The sequence below is a fragment of the Mesorhizobium marinum genome, assembly GCF_040813675.1.
Classification (GTDB): domain Bacteria; phylum Pseudomonadota; class Alphaproteobacteria; order Rhizobiales; family Rhizobiaceae; genus Mesorhizobium_K; species Mesorhizobium_K marinum.
The window spans coordinates 807,022-819,528 of sequence record NZ_JBFOCI010000001.1 but is presented as its reverse complement, the minus strand read 5'-3'; the positions used below and the strand labels follow the sequence as shown (position 1 = coordinate 819,528).

Here is a 12,507-nt window from a genome sequence, read left to right as displayed (position 1 = left end):
AGCGTATCAGGGAGAACAGCGTGGCGCCGAGAAAAGTCTGGTGGGGAGATTACCCGACAACCGCCTATGCGGCGATCGATCCGGAACAGACGATCGCCGTTCTGCCGGTCGCAGCAATCGAGCAGCACGGGCCTCATTTGCCCGTCTCCACCGACACGACGATCATGAACGGTATGCTGGAGACGGTCATCGCGCGGCTGCCCGACGACCTCGACATCCGCATCCTGCCGGTGCAGTCGGTCGGCAAGTCGAACGAGCATGTGCATGCGCCGGGCACGCTGACGCTGACGCCGCTCGCCGCCATCCAGTCCTGGACCGACCTCGGCGCATCGGTGGCCCGGGCAGGCGTCAGGAAGATCGTTTTCGTCAATTCGCACGGCGGCAACGAGGAGATCATGGGCATCGTCGCGCGCGAACTGCGCGTGGCGTTCAGGATGCTGGCGGTGAAGACGAGCTGGTCGCGATTCGGTCTGCCCACCGGCGTCTACAGCGACATCGAGGCCCGCTACGGCATCCATGGCGGCGACTTCGAGACGTCGGTCATGCTGCATTTCCGGCCGGACCTGGTCGACATGAGCAAGGCCGAGGATTTTCCGTCCAGCGTTCAGCGGGCCGAGCAGGAATTCGACCTCATGAAGCCGACGAGCCCGCATGCCTACGCCTGGATCGCCTCGGACCTCAACCCGAACGGCGTCGTCGGCGAGGCGTCGAAGGCGACCGCGGAAAAGGGCAGGATCACCGCCGACCACCAGGCGAACGGCTTCATCACGCTGCTGAAGGACGTCAGGAAGGCCAAGCTGGACGACTGGCTGAAGTAGCGCCTTCGCCGGCTGCCCCCGGTCAGCCGATTTCGAGCGAGAACGGGACGCCCTCGAAGGCGTCCGCCCCGCGCCCGATCGAGCGCACTGCCGCGACCATGCGTCCCTGCCGACCGAGCATCGCATCGGCAAGCGCGACGAGGCGCGGATTGGGCGTGGCGCTCGGCGACGCGAGCCGAAGCGTCTGCGCCAGTTCCCCCTCGTCGCGCGACGGCTGCAGCGCGGCGGCGATGATGTAGGCAGAGGCCGTCGATCGGCTGATTCCGGCATAGCAGTTGATCACCAGTGGCCTGGCTCGGTTCCAGCTATCGGCGAAGTCGAGGAGGGTGCGCATATGCGCTTCGCCGGGCAGCGTCATGCCCTCCTGCGGCTCGGCTATGTCGTGCAGAGACAGGAAGAGGTGGTTCGCTTCGGCGATCGCGGGCGGCCGCGTCATCGCCGTTCCCGGCGCGAGCAGCGACAGCAGCCGCTCGGCCCGCGTCGCGGACACTGTCTTCTCCACCTGAGAAAGCGGACAGACCCAGATCATCGCACGTCCTCCGTCTGCGGCGGCGCAGCGTGGCCCGCTCCACCAGCCTCCCGCCACGCACGTAGCGCCTCGCCGAGGCGCTGCCATTCGCTCTCGCCGCCTGGCAGGCCGAAGCGCAGCGCGCGCGGGCGGGCCGAAAAGTTGCGGATGAGGATACCACGTCCGCCGAGGCAATCGAAAAGGCGGGCGGCGTCCGCGTTCGTCACATGGCGAAACAGGCTGGTGCCGCCGTCGACCGCCACGCCGTGCGCCGCCAGCAGCGCGTCCAGCCGCGCGGCGTCGGCGGCGAGGCTCCGGCGCATCTGCTCTTGCCAGGCAAGGTCGGCGAGCGCGCGGATGCCGTATTCAAGCGCCGGACCCGAAACCGACCAGGGGCCGAACTCGGCGTCCAGGCGTCCAGCGATGTCCTCCGACGCAATGGCGAAGCCGAGGCGGACGCCCGCCAGGCCGTAGAACTTGCCCAGGGAGCGCAGCACGACGATGCCGCCCTGCCCGACGTCGTCGCACAGCGATTCGTCCTCAGGGCCGACATCCATGAAGGCCTCGTCCACGACCAGCAGCCCCCCGCGCCGGCGGAGCGCCACGGCGAGCCCGAGCAGGTCGGTACGGGAAACAATACGTCCGTCCGGATTGTTCGGGTTCACCACCACCGCGATGTCGGCCTGTGCGAGCGCTGAAAGATCGCGCGTCTCGATGGCCGAGTGGCCGGCGAGCGCGGCGGCGCGGGCATGTTCGGCATAGGTCGGGCCGAGCACAGCCGCCCGGCCCGGCTTCACCAGCGAGAAGACGCGCGGCAGCAGGATCTGCGTGCCCGGTCCGAGCGCAACATGCCGCGGCGAGCGCGCGCCATAGGCGTTCGCTGCGACTGCTGCGAGTTCGCGCGCGCGCTCAGGCTCCGGCAGGCGCGTCAGCGCGGTGGCGGGCAGGTCGAAAAGCGGATAGGAGTGCGGGTTGATCCCGGTGGAGAGATCGACCCAGGGCTCGGGCGCGTCAGGAAACAGAGCGCGCGCGCGGCCAAGGCTGCCGCCGTGATCGGCAACCGCCGCAATCGCATTCGCCGGAACGTCCATGTCCGCCCTGATCGCCTTCCTGTCGCTCGCCCTGGAGGCGAAGCTCGGTTATCCGGACCGCCTGTTCGCCTGGATCGGCCACCCGGTCACGTGGATCGGCCGCCTGATATCCTGTCTCGACACGGCGCTCAACCGCGCGACCGACAGCGACCGCACGCGTCGCCTTTGCGGAATTGTGGCGCTGACGGCCATCGTCGGGGTGCCGACGCTTGTCGCCTACGGCCTGGAACGGATGCTGCTCGCGCATGCGCTCGGCGTTGTCGCCGTGATTGCGCTTGCGACGACGCTGCTCGCGCAAAAAAGCCTGGCCGACCACGTCGAAGCGGTGGCAAGCGCTCTGGACAATGGAGGACTGGCGGCAGGACGAGAAGCGGTGTCGCGGATCGTCGGCCGCGACCCCGAAACGCTCGACGGCGCCGCGGTCTCGCGCGCGGCGATCGAGAGCCTTGCGGAGAATTTTTCCGACGGCGTGGTCGCACCGGCCTTCTGGATCGCCGTCGGGGGGCTGGCGGGCGGCGTCGCCTACAAGGCGTCCAACACAGCCGATTCCATGATCGGGCACCGGACACCGCAGCACGAGGCCTTCGGCTGGGCGGCGGCGCGCTTCGACGACCTGATCAACCTTCCGGCGTCGCGGCTGACGGCGGTTCTGATCGTGGTGGCGGCGGCGATCCTGCCCGGCATGGACGCCCGCGCCGCCTGGCGCTCCGTCTGGCGCGACGCCGGCAAGCACCGCTCGCCCAACGCAGGCTGGCCGGAGGCAGCGATGGCCGGCGCGCTCGGCATCGCGCTCGCCGGTCCCCGCAGCTATGGCGGTGTGATGGGCGACTACGCCTTCATGGGCGAAGGCGGGCGTCGCGACGTGACGGCGGCCGACATCCGGCGCGCGCTCCGGCTTTTCTGGACAGCGGACCTGCTGCTGATCGCCTTGCTGGCGGTGGCGGCGCTGGCGCTGCTGGCGTAGGCTCCAGCGCTAGAACTCGATACCCTTCTGCGCCTTCACGCCGGCCGCGAAATGGTGCTTCACCGCGCCCATTTCGGTGACGAGGTCTGCCGCTTCCAGCAACGCCGGCTTGGCGTTGCGGCCGGTGACGACGACGTGCAGGGCCGGGCGGCGGGCCGTGAGCGCCGCCACCACGGCATCGAGATCGAGATAGTCGTAGCGCAGCGCGATGTTGAGTTCGTCGAGCACGACGAGGCTGATGGTCGGATCGGCCATCAGTTCCAGCGCCTTCGCCCACGCCGCCTGCGCCGCCGCGATGTCGCGCTTGAGGTCCTGCGTCTCCCAGGTGAACCCCTCGCCCATCGTGTGCCAGACGACCCGGTCGCCGAAGGCTGCAAACGCATCCTTCTCGCCGCTGTGCCAGGCGCCCTTGATGAACTGCACGACGCCGACTCGCCGCCCGTAGCCGAGCATGCGCAGCGCCAGTCCGAAGGCGGCGGTCGTCTTGCCCTTGCCGGGTCCGGTGTTGACGATCAGGAGGCCCTTTTCCTCGATCGTCTTGCCGGCCACCTCGGCGTCCTGCACGGCCTTGCGCTTCGCCATCTTGGCGCGGTGGCGCTGTTCTTCGCTTTCGTCGATCTGCTTCATCATTTCACCTGCATGGGGAGACCGGCGACCATGAAAAGGACATGGTTCGCCGCGGCGGCCACCCGCTGGTTGAGCCGCCCCTGCGCATCGCGGAAGCGGCGGCCGAGCGCATTGTCCGGCACGATGCCGAGCCCGACCTCATTGGAGACGACGAACCACGGCCCACGCGGAGCCGACAGCACGGCTTCCAGTTCGGACGAATGCGCGTCGACGTCGTTGCCGGCCAGCATCTGGTTGGAGAGCCAGAGCGTCAGGCAATCGACCAGAACCGTCCCTCCCTCCGGCGCGGCGCGCAGCGCCCCCGCGAGCTCGAGCGGCGCTTCGACGGTCAACCAACCTTCGCCGCGCCTGGCGCGGTGGAGCGCGATGCGCTCCGCCATCTCGTCGTCGTGGACCTGGGCAGTGGCAATGTAGGTCCACGGCGCGGGAAACGCCGTGGCGAGCTTCTCGGCGTAGCTGCTCTTGCCGGAGCGCGCGCCGCCGAGAAGGAAGGTCAGGCTGCGCCCGGCAACGTCAGGCAAAGCTCTTGCCGAGATTGTCCGGCGGGCCGAGGAAGCGCTGCCGAACCAGGCCGACGATGCCGCCAAGCGCCACCCAGAAGATCAGGTTCGTCACCGTGGCGGCGACGATGAACTGGTGGTGCAGGCTGTCGGGCACCGGCGAATCGTGCGTCTCCGGCTGCGGCGCACCGATCACGTGCGGCAGCACGATCAGGGCGACGCCGAGGATGGCGAGCGGCGCGCGCCCGGAAAAGGCGATCAGCGCAAGACCCGCTGCGGTCGCCGCGACCGTTCCGATCCACCAGGCCTGGCGGGCGAACAGGTCCGCGGCGGGCATGGCCGGCAGTTCCGGAGGCAGGCCCAGCCCCGGCGCCAGCGTGAAGACGGCGAAGCCGGCAAAGCCCCAGATCATGCCCTGGCGCCAGTTGGCGATGCCGCCGGCGAACTCGGAGACGGCGACCAGCAGCAGGGCGAACCCGATGCCGCTGACGATGTTGATCCCGGCCGTATAGGCGAAACGCTCGAAGCCGTCCTCGGGCGCCCAGGCATCCCCGCCATGATGACCCGATTCGGCGAGCGCCGCCTCGGCAGCGCCGTGGTCGTGCGCCGGCGCGCCCGCGCTCTCGAAGGTCTCTGCCTGCAGGATCAGCGGAACGGTTGCGTAGGTCTGAAGCGCAGCGAGGATCAGGCCGGCCAACAGGCCGGCGGCCGCCGCGGCGAACACGGCGTTACGAAAAACGGTCATGATCTATCCCCTTAGTGGCAGGGAAACGCCATGGAATGCCGGTAGTCGTGTCCGGCATTGTGAACGACTTCCAGGTGCGAGAAGCCGAGGAAGCCGACGATGAACAGGCCGAGCAGGGCGACGAAGCCGAGCTGGGCGGCGCGCGAACCGGACGAGACGGCGGCGAGCGACGAGGTAGCAGTGTTCATTCTCAAATCCTTTCACCCTCCACCCGAGGGCATCGAGAAACAGCCTGTCGACGGCAGGTCTCCTGGCTCGCGGTTCTTGCGCCCCTTCCCGCCTTCCCGGGCCTTTCGCCCAGTGGCATTCAGGAAAGAGCTTCCGCCTACAGTTGCGGGGGCAGCCGCGGCTTCGGGCGAAAAGCCCTCACCGCATTCCCTCTCGGTCCTTTCGGAACCATCGACGTGAACGACTATAGATCAGAAGCCGAAGCCCGGCAAACCGTTTAACCGGCGGCAGCTGTCGCATCCACGTCATCGAGGCCCCTCCGCGGTCAAGGAATTGACAAACCGCGCCACGATGTGTCCGCTTGCCGAAAAGGGAGATCGGACCATGACGCCAGACGCCGCCGAGAACGACCTTTACCATGGCCTGCGCCACGCCGAGGCCACGCTTCCCAGCGCCGCCTATCTCGATCCCGCGGAATACCAGCGCGACCTCGACGCCATCTGGTATCGCCGCTGGGTCATGGTCTGCAGGGCGGCCGATGTCGCCGAGCCGCTGGCCTACCGCGTGTTCACCATCGGCACCCAGGAGGTGTTGGTGGTGCGTGACGAAACCGGCAGCCTGCGCGCCTTCCACAACACCTGCCGGCACCGCGGCTCGCAACTGTGCACTGCGGAAAGCGGACGGCTGAAGGCGCGGCTCCTCACCTGCCCGTACCACGCATGGTCGTACTCGCTGCGCGGCGACCTCGTGCGCGTGCCTTCCAAGACGCTTCCGGACGGCTTCCTGAAATCGGACTATCCGCTTTATTCGGTGAGGCTGTCCGAATGGCGCGGCTTTGTCTTCGTCAACCTCGACGAGAGCGGGACGGACACTGTCGAGCAGACATTCGACGAAGCGTCCGTCAGCCTCGCCAACTGGCCGCTGGAGGACCTGGTGAGCGGCCACGTCTTCACCAAGGTGATGAACTGCAACTGGAAGATTTTCTGGGAGAACTTCAACGAGTGCCTGCATTGCCCGGGCGTGCACAAGCACCTGTCGCAGTTGGTGCCGATCTACGGGCGCGGACTGATGGCGCGCCACGACGACCCCGATTGGGCAAGGCATGCCGACAACGACGCGCCGGAGTTTTCCGGCGGACTGCGCAAGGGGGCGGAGACGTGGTCGGAGGACGGACGCTCGCACGGGCCGCAGTTCCAGGGCCTGACCGACGCCGAGCGCGCGGCCGGCCAGACCTACGCCATGCATCTTCCGTCCATGTTCATCGTCGGCCATGTCGACTACGTCCGCACGGTCGCGCTGACGCCGCTCGGTCCGGACCGGACGAAGCTGACGGCCGAATGGCTGTTCCCGCCGCAGGAGATGCCGCCGAAGGGGCTCGACAACATCGTCGGCTTCGGGCGGCAGGTGCTGGAGGAGGACGCGGCGGTCTGCGAGCTCAACCAGCGCGGCTTGCATACGCGCCGCCACAAGGCCGGCGTGCTGATGCCCGAGGAATACGATCTCGCGCGCTTCCACCGCTGGGTTCGCGGGCAGCACGCGGCGCTGGCGCCTTCGGTCGAAGGAGCAGGCTGACCCGCCGGAACAGCCGATGCGGCCTGTTGGGCTTTGCCGCGGCTTGAGCCGTCGTGCTATTCAGGGCCGCAGCGAGCAGATGGACCAGCAGGCGTGACCAAGCAACCGCAACCGGCCGCCGAGCCGACGACACGCCGCATCGACGCCATCGACATCGCCCGCGGCGTCGCGCTGGTCGCGATGGCGGTCTATCATTTCGCCTGGGACCTCGAGTTCTTCGGCTACGCGCCGGCCGGGATGACCGCCGTCGGCGGCTGGAAGCTGTTCGCGCGCTCGATCGCCTCGAGCTTCCTGTTCCTTGTCGGCGTCAGCCTGTTCCTCGGCCACGCCCGGGGCATCCGCTGGGACGGTTTCTGGCGACGGATGGCGATGGTCGCCGGCGCCGCGCTGGCGATCAGCGCCGTCACCTATTTCGCGGTTCCCAGCGGCTTCATCTTCTTCGGCATCCTGCACCACATCGCGCTGGCCAGCCTGCTGGGCCTCGCCTTCCTGCGGCTGCCGGCGCTCGTCACGCTGCTTGTCGCCGCAGCCGTCCTGGTCGCTCCCCACTATCTGCGCTCGGCATCCTTCGATTCCCCATGGTGGTGGTGGACCGGTCTCTCCGAGACACGCCCCCGCTCGAACGACTACGTTCCGGTGTTCCCGTGGTTCGCCGCGGTGCTCGCCGGGATCGCCGTGACGAAGATCGCCACGCAGACCGGCACGCTCGCGAAACTCGCCGGCCTGGCCACGCCGTCATGGACCCGTCCCCTCGCCTTTGCCGGGCGACACAGCCTCGCCGTCTACCTGATCCACCAGCCGGTGCTGATCGCCTGCGTCTGGGCGTTCTCGCAGATTCATCCGGCCAGCCAGGAGAGCCGCGAGGTGTATTTCCTGCAGTCCTGCGAGGCGTCCTGCGGCGAGGTCCGCGACACAGAGTTCTGCACGCGCTATTGTGTGTGCATGCTCGACACGCTGGAGCGCGAAGGCGCGATAGAAGGCGTCTATGCGGGCGACCAGAGCGACATGCTGCGCGGCCGCGTCGAGGAGGTGGCAGGGCGCTGCACGATCGAGACCGACGCCTTGGTGCCGGAAGGGGGAGCCGATGAGTGACGCAAACAGGAAGCCGGCGAAATCCGCGCACGCCCACCCGGCCGCGACGGCGGGCGCTCCCGCCGCGGAAAAGGCGGGCGTGGTTCCCTGGCCGCCGCTCATCTACGTGATCGCCATCGCGGCAAGCGTCGTCCTGCACGGCCTCTACCCCCTGCCCTGGTTCGGCTCGCCGATGTCGGACATTCTCGTCGCCGTCGGCTGGCTGGCCCTGCTTGCGATGGTCGCCCTGTACTTCAGCGCCTTCCGGGCGCTGAAGCGCGCCGGCACGCCGATCAACCCCAACGCCCGACCCGAGCATCTGGTGACGGGCGGACCGTTCGGCGTCACGCGCAATCCGATCTATCTCGCCAACACGCTCCTTATGCTCGGCGTCGGCCTCGCCACCGGCATCGCGTGGTTCGTGCCCCTGGCGCTCGCCGCCGCTTTCGCAACGCAGAAGATGGCGATCGAACGCGAGGAGCACTGGCTGGCGGAAAAGTTCGGCAAGCGCTACCGCGACTACGCCAAGCGCGTCCGGCGCTGGATCTGAACGCGAAACGCTCCAGTTAGCCTTGGCCTGACCAGACGGCCCGCAAGGCTTCTTTCAATCAGATCAGGTGTTGACGCCGAGCTCGGCCAGCCGCTCGACGCAGGTTTCCTCGGCATGGTCGAGTTCGGTCAGCGTCTCCTCGAGGTCGCGCCGTTTCTGGCGCAGGTCCTCGCGCTTCTCCTCGATGCGCTTGATCATCAGCTTGAGCTGGCCGACCTCGCCGGGCGGCTCCCGGTACATCTGGATGATCTCCCGGATCTCGTTGATCGAGAAGCCGAGCCGTTTGCCGCGCAGGATCTGCCGGATCAGATGGCGGTCGGACGGCCGGAACAGCCGGGTGCGGCCGCGCCTGATCGGCTGGATCAGGCCCTCGTCCTCGTAGAAGCGCAGCGTGCGCGTCGAGACATCGAACTCACGGGTAAGCTCGGTGATCGTGTAATATTCGCGCATCTGCGCTCCGGGTTGCCAAGTCTGCCCGGGAACAGTCGCATGGCATTTACGTAAAAGTCAATTTTCGAGGATGGCCGCCCTCACCCCAGATGCAGCCACCAGCTTGCCAGGCTGAGGAAGGCCAGGAAGCCGATCACGTCGGTGATCATGGTGGTAAACACGGACGAGGCGATGGCCGGGTCGGCGCCGGCGCGGTCGAGCAGCAGCGGGATCAGGATGCCGGCCAGCGCCGCCGCCAGCATGTTGACGACCATGGCGGCGGCGATGACGTAGCCGAGGTCGACATTCTGGAACCAGGCGGCGGCGATCGCGCCGATGACAGCGGCGATCAGTATCCCGTTGAGAAACCCCACCATCACCTCGCGCCGGATGACACGGCCGGCGTTGTAGATGTCGAGGTCCTTGGTGGCGAGCGCGCGCACCGTCACCGTCATGGTCTGGGTGCCGGCATTGCCGCCGAGCGAGGCCACGATGGGCATCAGCGCGGCAAGCGCCACCATCTGCTCGATGGTCGCGCCGAACTGGCTGATGACGGTGGCCGAAACGAAGGCGGTGGCGAGATTGACGAGCAGCCAGGGCGCGCGCGAGCGCGAGGTGGCGAAAACGGTGTCGGACAATTCCTCGTCGCCGACGCCGCCCATGCGCAACAGGTCTTCCTCGGCCTCCTGCTGGATGACATCGACGACGTCGTCGATGGTGAGCACGCCGACGAGGCGCTCGTTCTCGTCGACGACGGCGGCCGACAGCAGGTCGTACTGCTCGAACTCGCGCGCGGCCTCTTCCTGGTCCATCGTCGCCGGGATCGCGTGGCGCGTCTCGTGCATGATGTCGCCGATCTTCACGGCGCGCTTGGTGCGCAGGATCTGGTCCAGGTCGACGGCGCCGAGCAGCTTGAAGGTCGGATCGATGACGAAGATCTGGGTGAAGCTATCGGGAAGATCCTGGTCCTCGCGCATGTAGTCGATCGTCTGGCCGACCGTCCAGAAAGGCGGGACGGCCACGAACTCGGTCTGCATGCGCCGGCCGGCGCTTTCCTCGGGATAGTCGAGCGAACGGCGCAGCCTGACACGCTCGGTGAACGGAAGCTTCGCCAGGATCTCGTCCTGGTCCTCCTGGTCGAGGTCTTCCAGGATGTAGACCGCGTCGTCCGAATCGAGTTCCTGCACCGCCTCGGCGATCTGGTCGTTGGGCAGGTTGTCGACGATGTCGAGGCGGATCGCCTCGTCGACCTCGGTCAGCGCCGAGAAGTCGAAGTCCTTGCCGAGCAGGCCGACAAGCGCGTGCCGCTGCTCGGGTATCAGCGCCTCGAGCAGGTCGCCGAGCTCGGACTGGTGCAGCCCGCCGACCTCGCGCTTCAGCGTTATCGTGTCGCGGTCGGCAATCGCCGCGCCGATATGGGCGAGGAATGACGCGCGGATGACGCCGTCATCGTCATAGATGTCCGCCTTGGCATCGGCCGAGCCGGCGCCCTGCGTCGTTTCGTGCTGATTCTCCAACGGCGCCTCCCGCTCAGATAGGCCCGGCGGCCGGGTGGACGATGCGGCTCAGGTCTAGACCGTAACGCGCGAAAACATCAAACGAAAAGCGGCGGCGGGCCGTCGCTTTCCCATTCACCTCACGGCAAGCAATAAAGCCGGCCTTTGCACTTGTTTCGCCGAAGGCGATTTGCTACAGGCCGCGAGCCGGTTCGATCCGGCTCCTACCACGTGCGGTCGTGGCGGAATTGGTAGACGCGCAGCGTTGAGGTCGCTGTGGGGCAACCCGTGGAAGTTCGAGTCTTCTCGACCGCACCAGATCGACCTAAAAATGGTATATTTTTCAAATACTTAGAAGGGGATATATTTTACCCTGGGACACATTCCGATTCAAACTTCGTTTGCAGAATGCTTTTGAGCTAGTCGTGCCAACGCAACTGGCTGGAGCTTCTCCAAGAAATACCAATCCACAAAAGCCTTGAGTATTGCCACATAATCTGCCTTGAGACGCGGCCCAGATCCTCGTCCGCCACGAGCCGATTCATCAAACGCCCTCACGATCGAAAGCATATCTGCGAGTTCGGGTAGATTCGTGGCGTTCCGTTCCTCCACGAAGGCCTTTAAAGCCGGCTCGATTGGCCCGCTCGGAGTTATCTCCCCGGTCTCGATCATCATAAGCTGGAGAGATCTGATAAAGTGCCCGAACGCCTCTCTTTCGAGCGGCAGGTGAATGTCCGCTGCACCGAGGTAGGTCAACGCAGCAATGTACGCATCAAAAGGACCGTAGGGTTGGTCTGGCGACCACAGAGTCAGCGCTGAAAAGGTCAGCTTGAGGCGGCTTATGTCGTCAGCGTTCAATGCTCGCCGTTCGCCCCAGTCAATTGTCCGCGCGGTATCATCGACCCGCAGGCGAAAGTCATGCTGCTCAACATCTTCGATGTGCTCAAACCAGTTCTGTTGTGATTTTGCTGAGCCCCACCACCAGAAGCCTAGCGTGGCGATATTGAGCGCAACAACGAAGTGTCTAGCTACACCCCAAGCATGGTAGTAAATGGCTTGGATAGGCACATTGTCACGAAGCTGCAGTTCAACGATTAGCTCTCGCTTCCTATCTTCGCCGCCACCAGAGACCGGCGACAGCTTGATGATGCCGACGCTTTGATTCCAATCTGTAAGCACATTCGGACGGACCGAGAGCGCGGCTGAGCTAACGCGAAACCTGACCTTCCACTTGAGCTTTGTCCCTATCGGTGGAGCGCTCTTCCCTCGCTCTAGCTCAGCGGCAATGGCAAGTTCGCCAGCGCGTTCCCGTTCACTAAATTGATCCTTGAGCCATCTTACCCAGGAGGGAGTGTCATCAAGGTCGACGAGCTTTTCCATTGATCGCTGCGAGAAGATCAGCTTTCGATTTTCTTGGTCTTCTGTGCTGCGCAGAAACCATCGCTGCAACTCCTCCTCGTCTTCAGGAATTTCGTCACGACGCTTTTCACTTTCGGCCATCGACACCCGAACATCGGCAAGGCGAAGGACCATTTCGGTTTCGTCACGAGTAACTGCCAGGCTTGGCATTGTCATGCTATCTGCGTTCACGTCGACATAGAGCGCGGACAAACGCTTCATGTGCATAGTACGCGAGAGATTGCGTGCTCCTTCAAACTCTTCTTTCGTTATGGAATGTCGAAACATCTGGCCGCCGAAGAAGCACCAGAATAGCTTCTGCTGATGGTCGAGCTGGTGTTTCGTCGGCCAAGCCGGAGCAGTGTCGGACTTGCTGGTGACGCTCTCAACTCCGATCAGTTCTCGCTTGCCGATTTCCTCCAGGGCGAGCACTGCTAAATGATAGGCGATGTTGTGCTGACCAGAATTGCTGACAACCTGCGCGGCCGTCACCAGCTCACGCGCATGCTGGGCACAGGCATTAAGTCTCTCAATGAGTGCTTCGTCAGGAATGGCCATCCAGATTCCTAG

The 12,507-nt window shown here is 65.7% G+C and carries 14 protein-coding genes, 1 tRNA gene and 1 riboswitch; of the genes, 6 read left to right on the top strand and 9 right to left on the bottom strand.

Features of this window, described 5'->3' with window-relative positions:
- The first annotated feature begins 20 nt into the window (after positions 1 to 20).
- Positions 21 to 818 carry a creatininase family protein gene (locus ABUE31_RS03870; RefSeq protein WP_367722170.1) on the top strand — a complete coding sequence of 266 codons (798 nt, stop codon included), beginning with the start codon at positions 21 to 23 and terminating at the stop codon, positions 816 to 818.
- 22 nt (positions 819 to 840) lie between these two features.
- On the opposite strand, the gene ABUE31_RS03865 is transcribed toward ABUE31_RS03870, so the two are convergent.
- Entirely contained in the window at positions 841 to 1,347 is a 507-nt protein-coding gene (locus tag ABUE31_RS03865) for a tyrosine phosphatase family protein (RefSeq protein WP_367722169.1), read from the bottom strand.
- Positions 1,344 to 2,417: a threonine-phosphate decarboxylase CobD gene (cobD, locus tag ABUE31_RS03860; RefSeq protein ID WP_367722168.1), complete on the bottom strand. Its 1,074-nt coding sequence runs from the start codon at positions 2,415 to 2,417 to the stop codon at positions 1,344 to 1,346. Before cobD ends, ABUE31_RS03865 begins: the two co-directional genes overlap by 4 nt.
- Here cobD and cbiB point away from each other — a divergent pair.
- Complete coding sequence (cbiB, locus tag ABUE31_RS03855) at positions 2,416 to 3,381, top strand: adenosylcobinamide-phosphate synthase CbiB (RefSeq protein ID WP_367722167.1); 966 nt, start codon at positions 2,416 to 2,418, stop codon at positions 3,379 to 3,381. The genes cobD and cbiB overlap by 2 nt on opposite strands.
- A gap of 9 nt (positions 3,382 to 3,390) precedes the next feature.
- Here cbiB and cobO read toward each other — a convergent pair whose 3' ends face one another.
- The 4 genes from cobO to ABUE31_RS03835 are packed head-to-tail and all read right to left on the bottom strand — an operon-like array spanning position 3,391 to position 5,441.
- Positions 3,391 to 4,008, bottom strand: a complete 618-nt coding sequence (gene cobO / locus ABUE31_RS03850) for a cob(I)yrinic acid a,c-diamide adenosyltransferase (protein WP_367722166.1) — start codon at positions 4,006 to 4,008, stop codon at positions 3,391 to 3,393.
- Complete coding sequence (gene cobU / locus ABUE31_RS03845) at positions 4,008 to 4,529, bottom strand: bifunctional adenosylcobinamide kinase/adenosylcobinamide-phosphate guanylyltransferase (protein WP_367722165.1); 522 nt, start codon at positions 4,527 to 4,529, stop codon at positions 4,008 to 4,010. Before cobU ends, cobO begins: the two co-directional genes overlap by 1 nt.
- Entirely contained in the window at positions 4,522 to 5,253 is a 732-nt protein-coding gene (locus tag ABUE31_RS03840) for a CbtA family protein (protein ID WP_367722164.1), read from the bottom strand. Before ABUE31_RS03840 ends, cobU begins: the two co-directional genes overlap by 8 nt.
- A gap of 11 nt (positions 5,254 to 5,264) precedes the next feature.
- Positions 5,265 to 5,441 carry a CbtB domain-containing protein gene (locus ABUE31_RS03835; RefSeq protein WP_367722163.1) on the bottom strand — a complete coding sequence of 59 codons (177 nt, stop codon included), beginning with the start codon at positions 5,439 to 5,441 and terminating at the stop codon, positions 5,265 to 5,267.
- Positions 5,442 to 5,476: 35 nt separating this feature from the next.
- A riboswitch (cobalamin riboswitch) is annotated at positions 5,477 to 5,669 on the bottom strand.
- Between the two features lie 136 nt (positions 5,670 to 5,805).
- Here ABUE31_RS03835 and ABUE31_RS03830 point away from each other — a divergent pair.
- The 3 genes from ABUE31_RS03830 (at position 5,806) to ABUE31_RS03820 (ending at position 8,614) form a co-directional block, all read left to right on the top strand.
- Positions 5,806 to 6,993: an aromatic ring-hydroxylating oxygenase subunit alpha gene (locus ABUE31_RS03830; RefSeq protein WP_367722161.1), complete on the top strand. Its 1,188-nt coding sequence runs from the start codon at positions 5,806 to 5,808 to the stop codon at positions 6,991 to 6,993.
- Between the two features lie 93 nt (positions 6,994 to 7,086).
- Complete coding sequence (locus ABUE31_RS03825) at positions 7,087 to 8,085, top strand: acetyltransferase domain-containing protein (protein ID WP_367722160.1); 999 nt, start codon at positions 7,087 to 7,089, stop codon at positions 8,083 to 8,085.
- Positions 8,078 to 8,614: a methyltransferase family protein gene (locus ABUE31_RS03820; RefSeq protein ID WP_367722159.1), complete on the top strand. Its 537-nt coding sequence runs from the start codon at positions 8,078 to 8,080 to the stop codon at positions 8,612 to 8,614. The genes ABUE31_RS03825 and ABUE31_RS03820 overlap by 8 nt, the downstream gene beginning before the upstream one ends.
- Positions 8,615 to 8,677: 63 nt before the next feature.
- On the opposite strand, the gene ABUE31_RS03815 is transcribed toward ABUE31_RS03820, so the two are convergent.
- On the bottom strand, positions 8,678 to 9,064 hold the full coding sequence (locus ABUE31_RS03815) for a MerR family transcriptional regulator (protein WP_367722158.1): 387 nt from the start codon (positions 9,062 to 9,064) through the stop codon (positions 8,678 to 8,680).
- Between the two features lie 80 nt (positions 9,065 to 9,144).
- Entirely contained in the window at positions 9,145 to 10,560 is a 1,416-nt protein-coding gene (gene mgtE, locus ABUE31_RS03810; protein ID WP_367722157.1) for a magnesium transporter, read from the bottom strand.
- 212 nt (positions 10,561 to 10,772) lie between these two features.
- On the opposite strand from mgtE, the gene ABUE31_RS03805 reads away from it, so the two are divergent.
- A tRNA-Leu gene (locus tag ABUE31_RS03805) sits at positions 10,773 to 10,857 on the top strand.
- A gap of 72 nt (positions 10,858 to 10,929) precedes the next feature.
- Here ABUE31_RS03805 and ABUE31_RS03800 read toward each other — a convergent pair.
- Positions 10,930 to 12,495 carry an AbiV family abortive infection protein gene (locus tag ABUE31_RS03800; protein WP_367722156.1) on the bottom strand — a complete coding sequence of 522 codons (1,566 nt, stop codon included), beginning with the start codon at positions 12,493 to 12,495 and terminating at the stop codon, positions 10,930 to 10,932.
- Between the last annotated feature and the right edge of the window lie 12 nt (positions 12,496 to 12,507).

Excerpts from the sequence above, each read along its gene's own strand:
- ABUE31_RS03815 (WP_367722158.1), bottom strand. The coding sequence starts at position 9,064 with ATGCGCGAATATTACACGATCACCGAGCTTACCCGTGAGTTCGATGTC.
- cobD (WP_367722168.1), bottom strand. The coding sequence starts at position 2,417 with ATGGACGTTCCGGCGAATGCGATTGCGGCGGTTGCCGATCACGGCGGC.
- ABUE31_RS03820 (WP_367722159.1), top strand. The coding sequence starts at position 8,078 with ATGAGTGACGCAAACAGGAAGCCGGCGAAATCCGCGCACGCCCACCCG.
- cobO (WP_367722166.1), bottom strand. The coding sequence starts at position 4,008 with ATGAAGCAGATCGACGAAAGCGAAGAACAGCGCCACCGCGCCAAGATG.
- ABUE31_RS03830 (WP_367722161.1), top strand. The coding sequence starts at position 5,806 with ATGACGCCAGACGCCGCCGAGAACGACCTTTACCATGGCCTGCGCCAC.
- cbiB (WP_367722167.1), top strand. The coding sequence starts at position 2,416 with ATGTCCGCCCTGATCGCCTTCCTGTCGCTCGCCCTGGAGGCGAAGCTC.
- ABUE31_RS03865 (WP_367722169.1), bottom strand. The coding sequence starts at position 1,347 with ATGATCTGGGTCTGTCCGCTTTCTCAGGTGGAGAAGACAGTGTCCGCG.
- ABUE31_RS03835 (WP_367722163.1), bottom strand. The coding sequence starts at position 5,441 with ATGAACACTGCTACCTCGTCGCTCGCCGCCGTCTCGTCCGGTTCGCGC.
- ABUE31_RS03800 (WP_367722156.1), bottom strand. The coding sequence starts at position 12,495 with ATGGCCATTCCTGACGAAGCACTCATTGAGAGACTTAATGCCTGTGCC.
- ABUE31_RS03840 (WP_367722164.1), bottom strand. The coding sequence starts at position 5,253 with ATGACCGTTTTTCGTAACGCCGTGTTCGCCGCGGCGGCCGCCGGCCTG.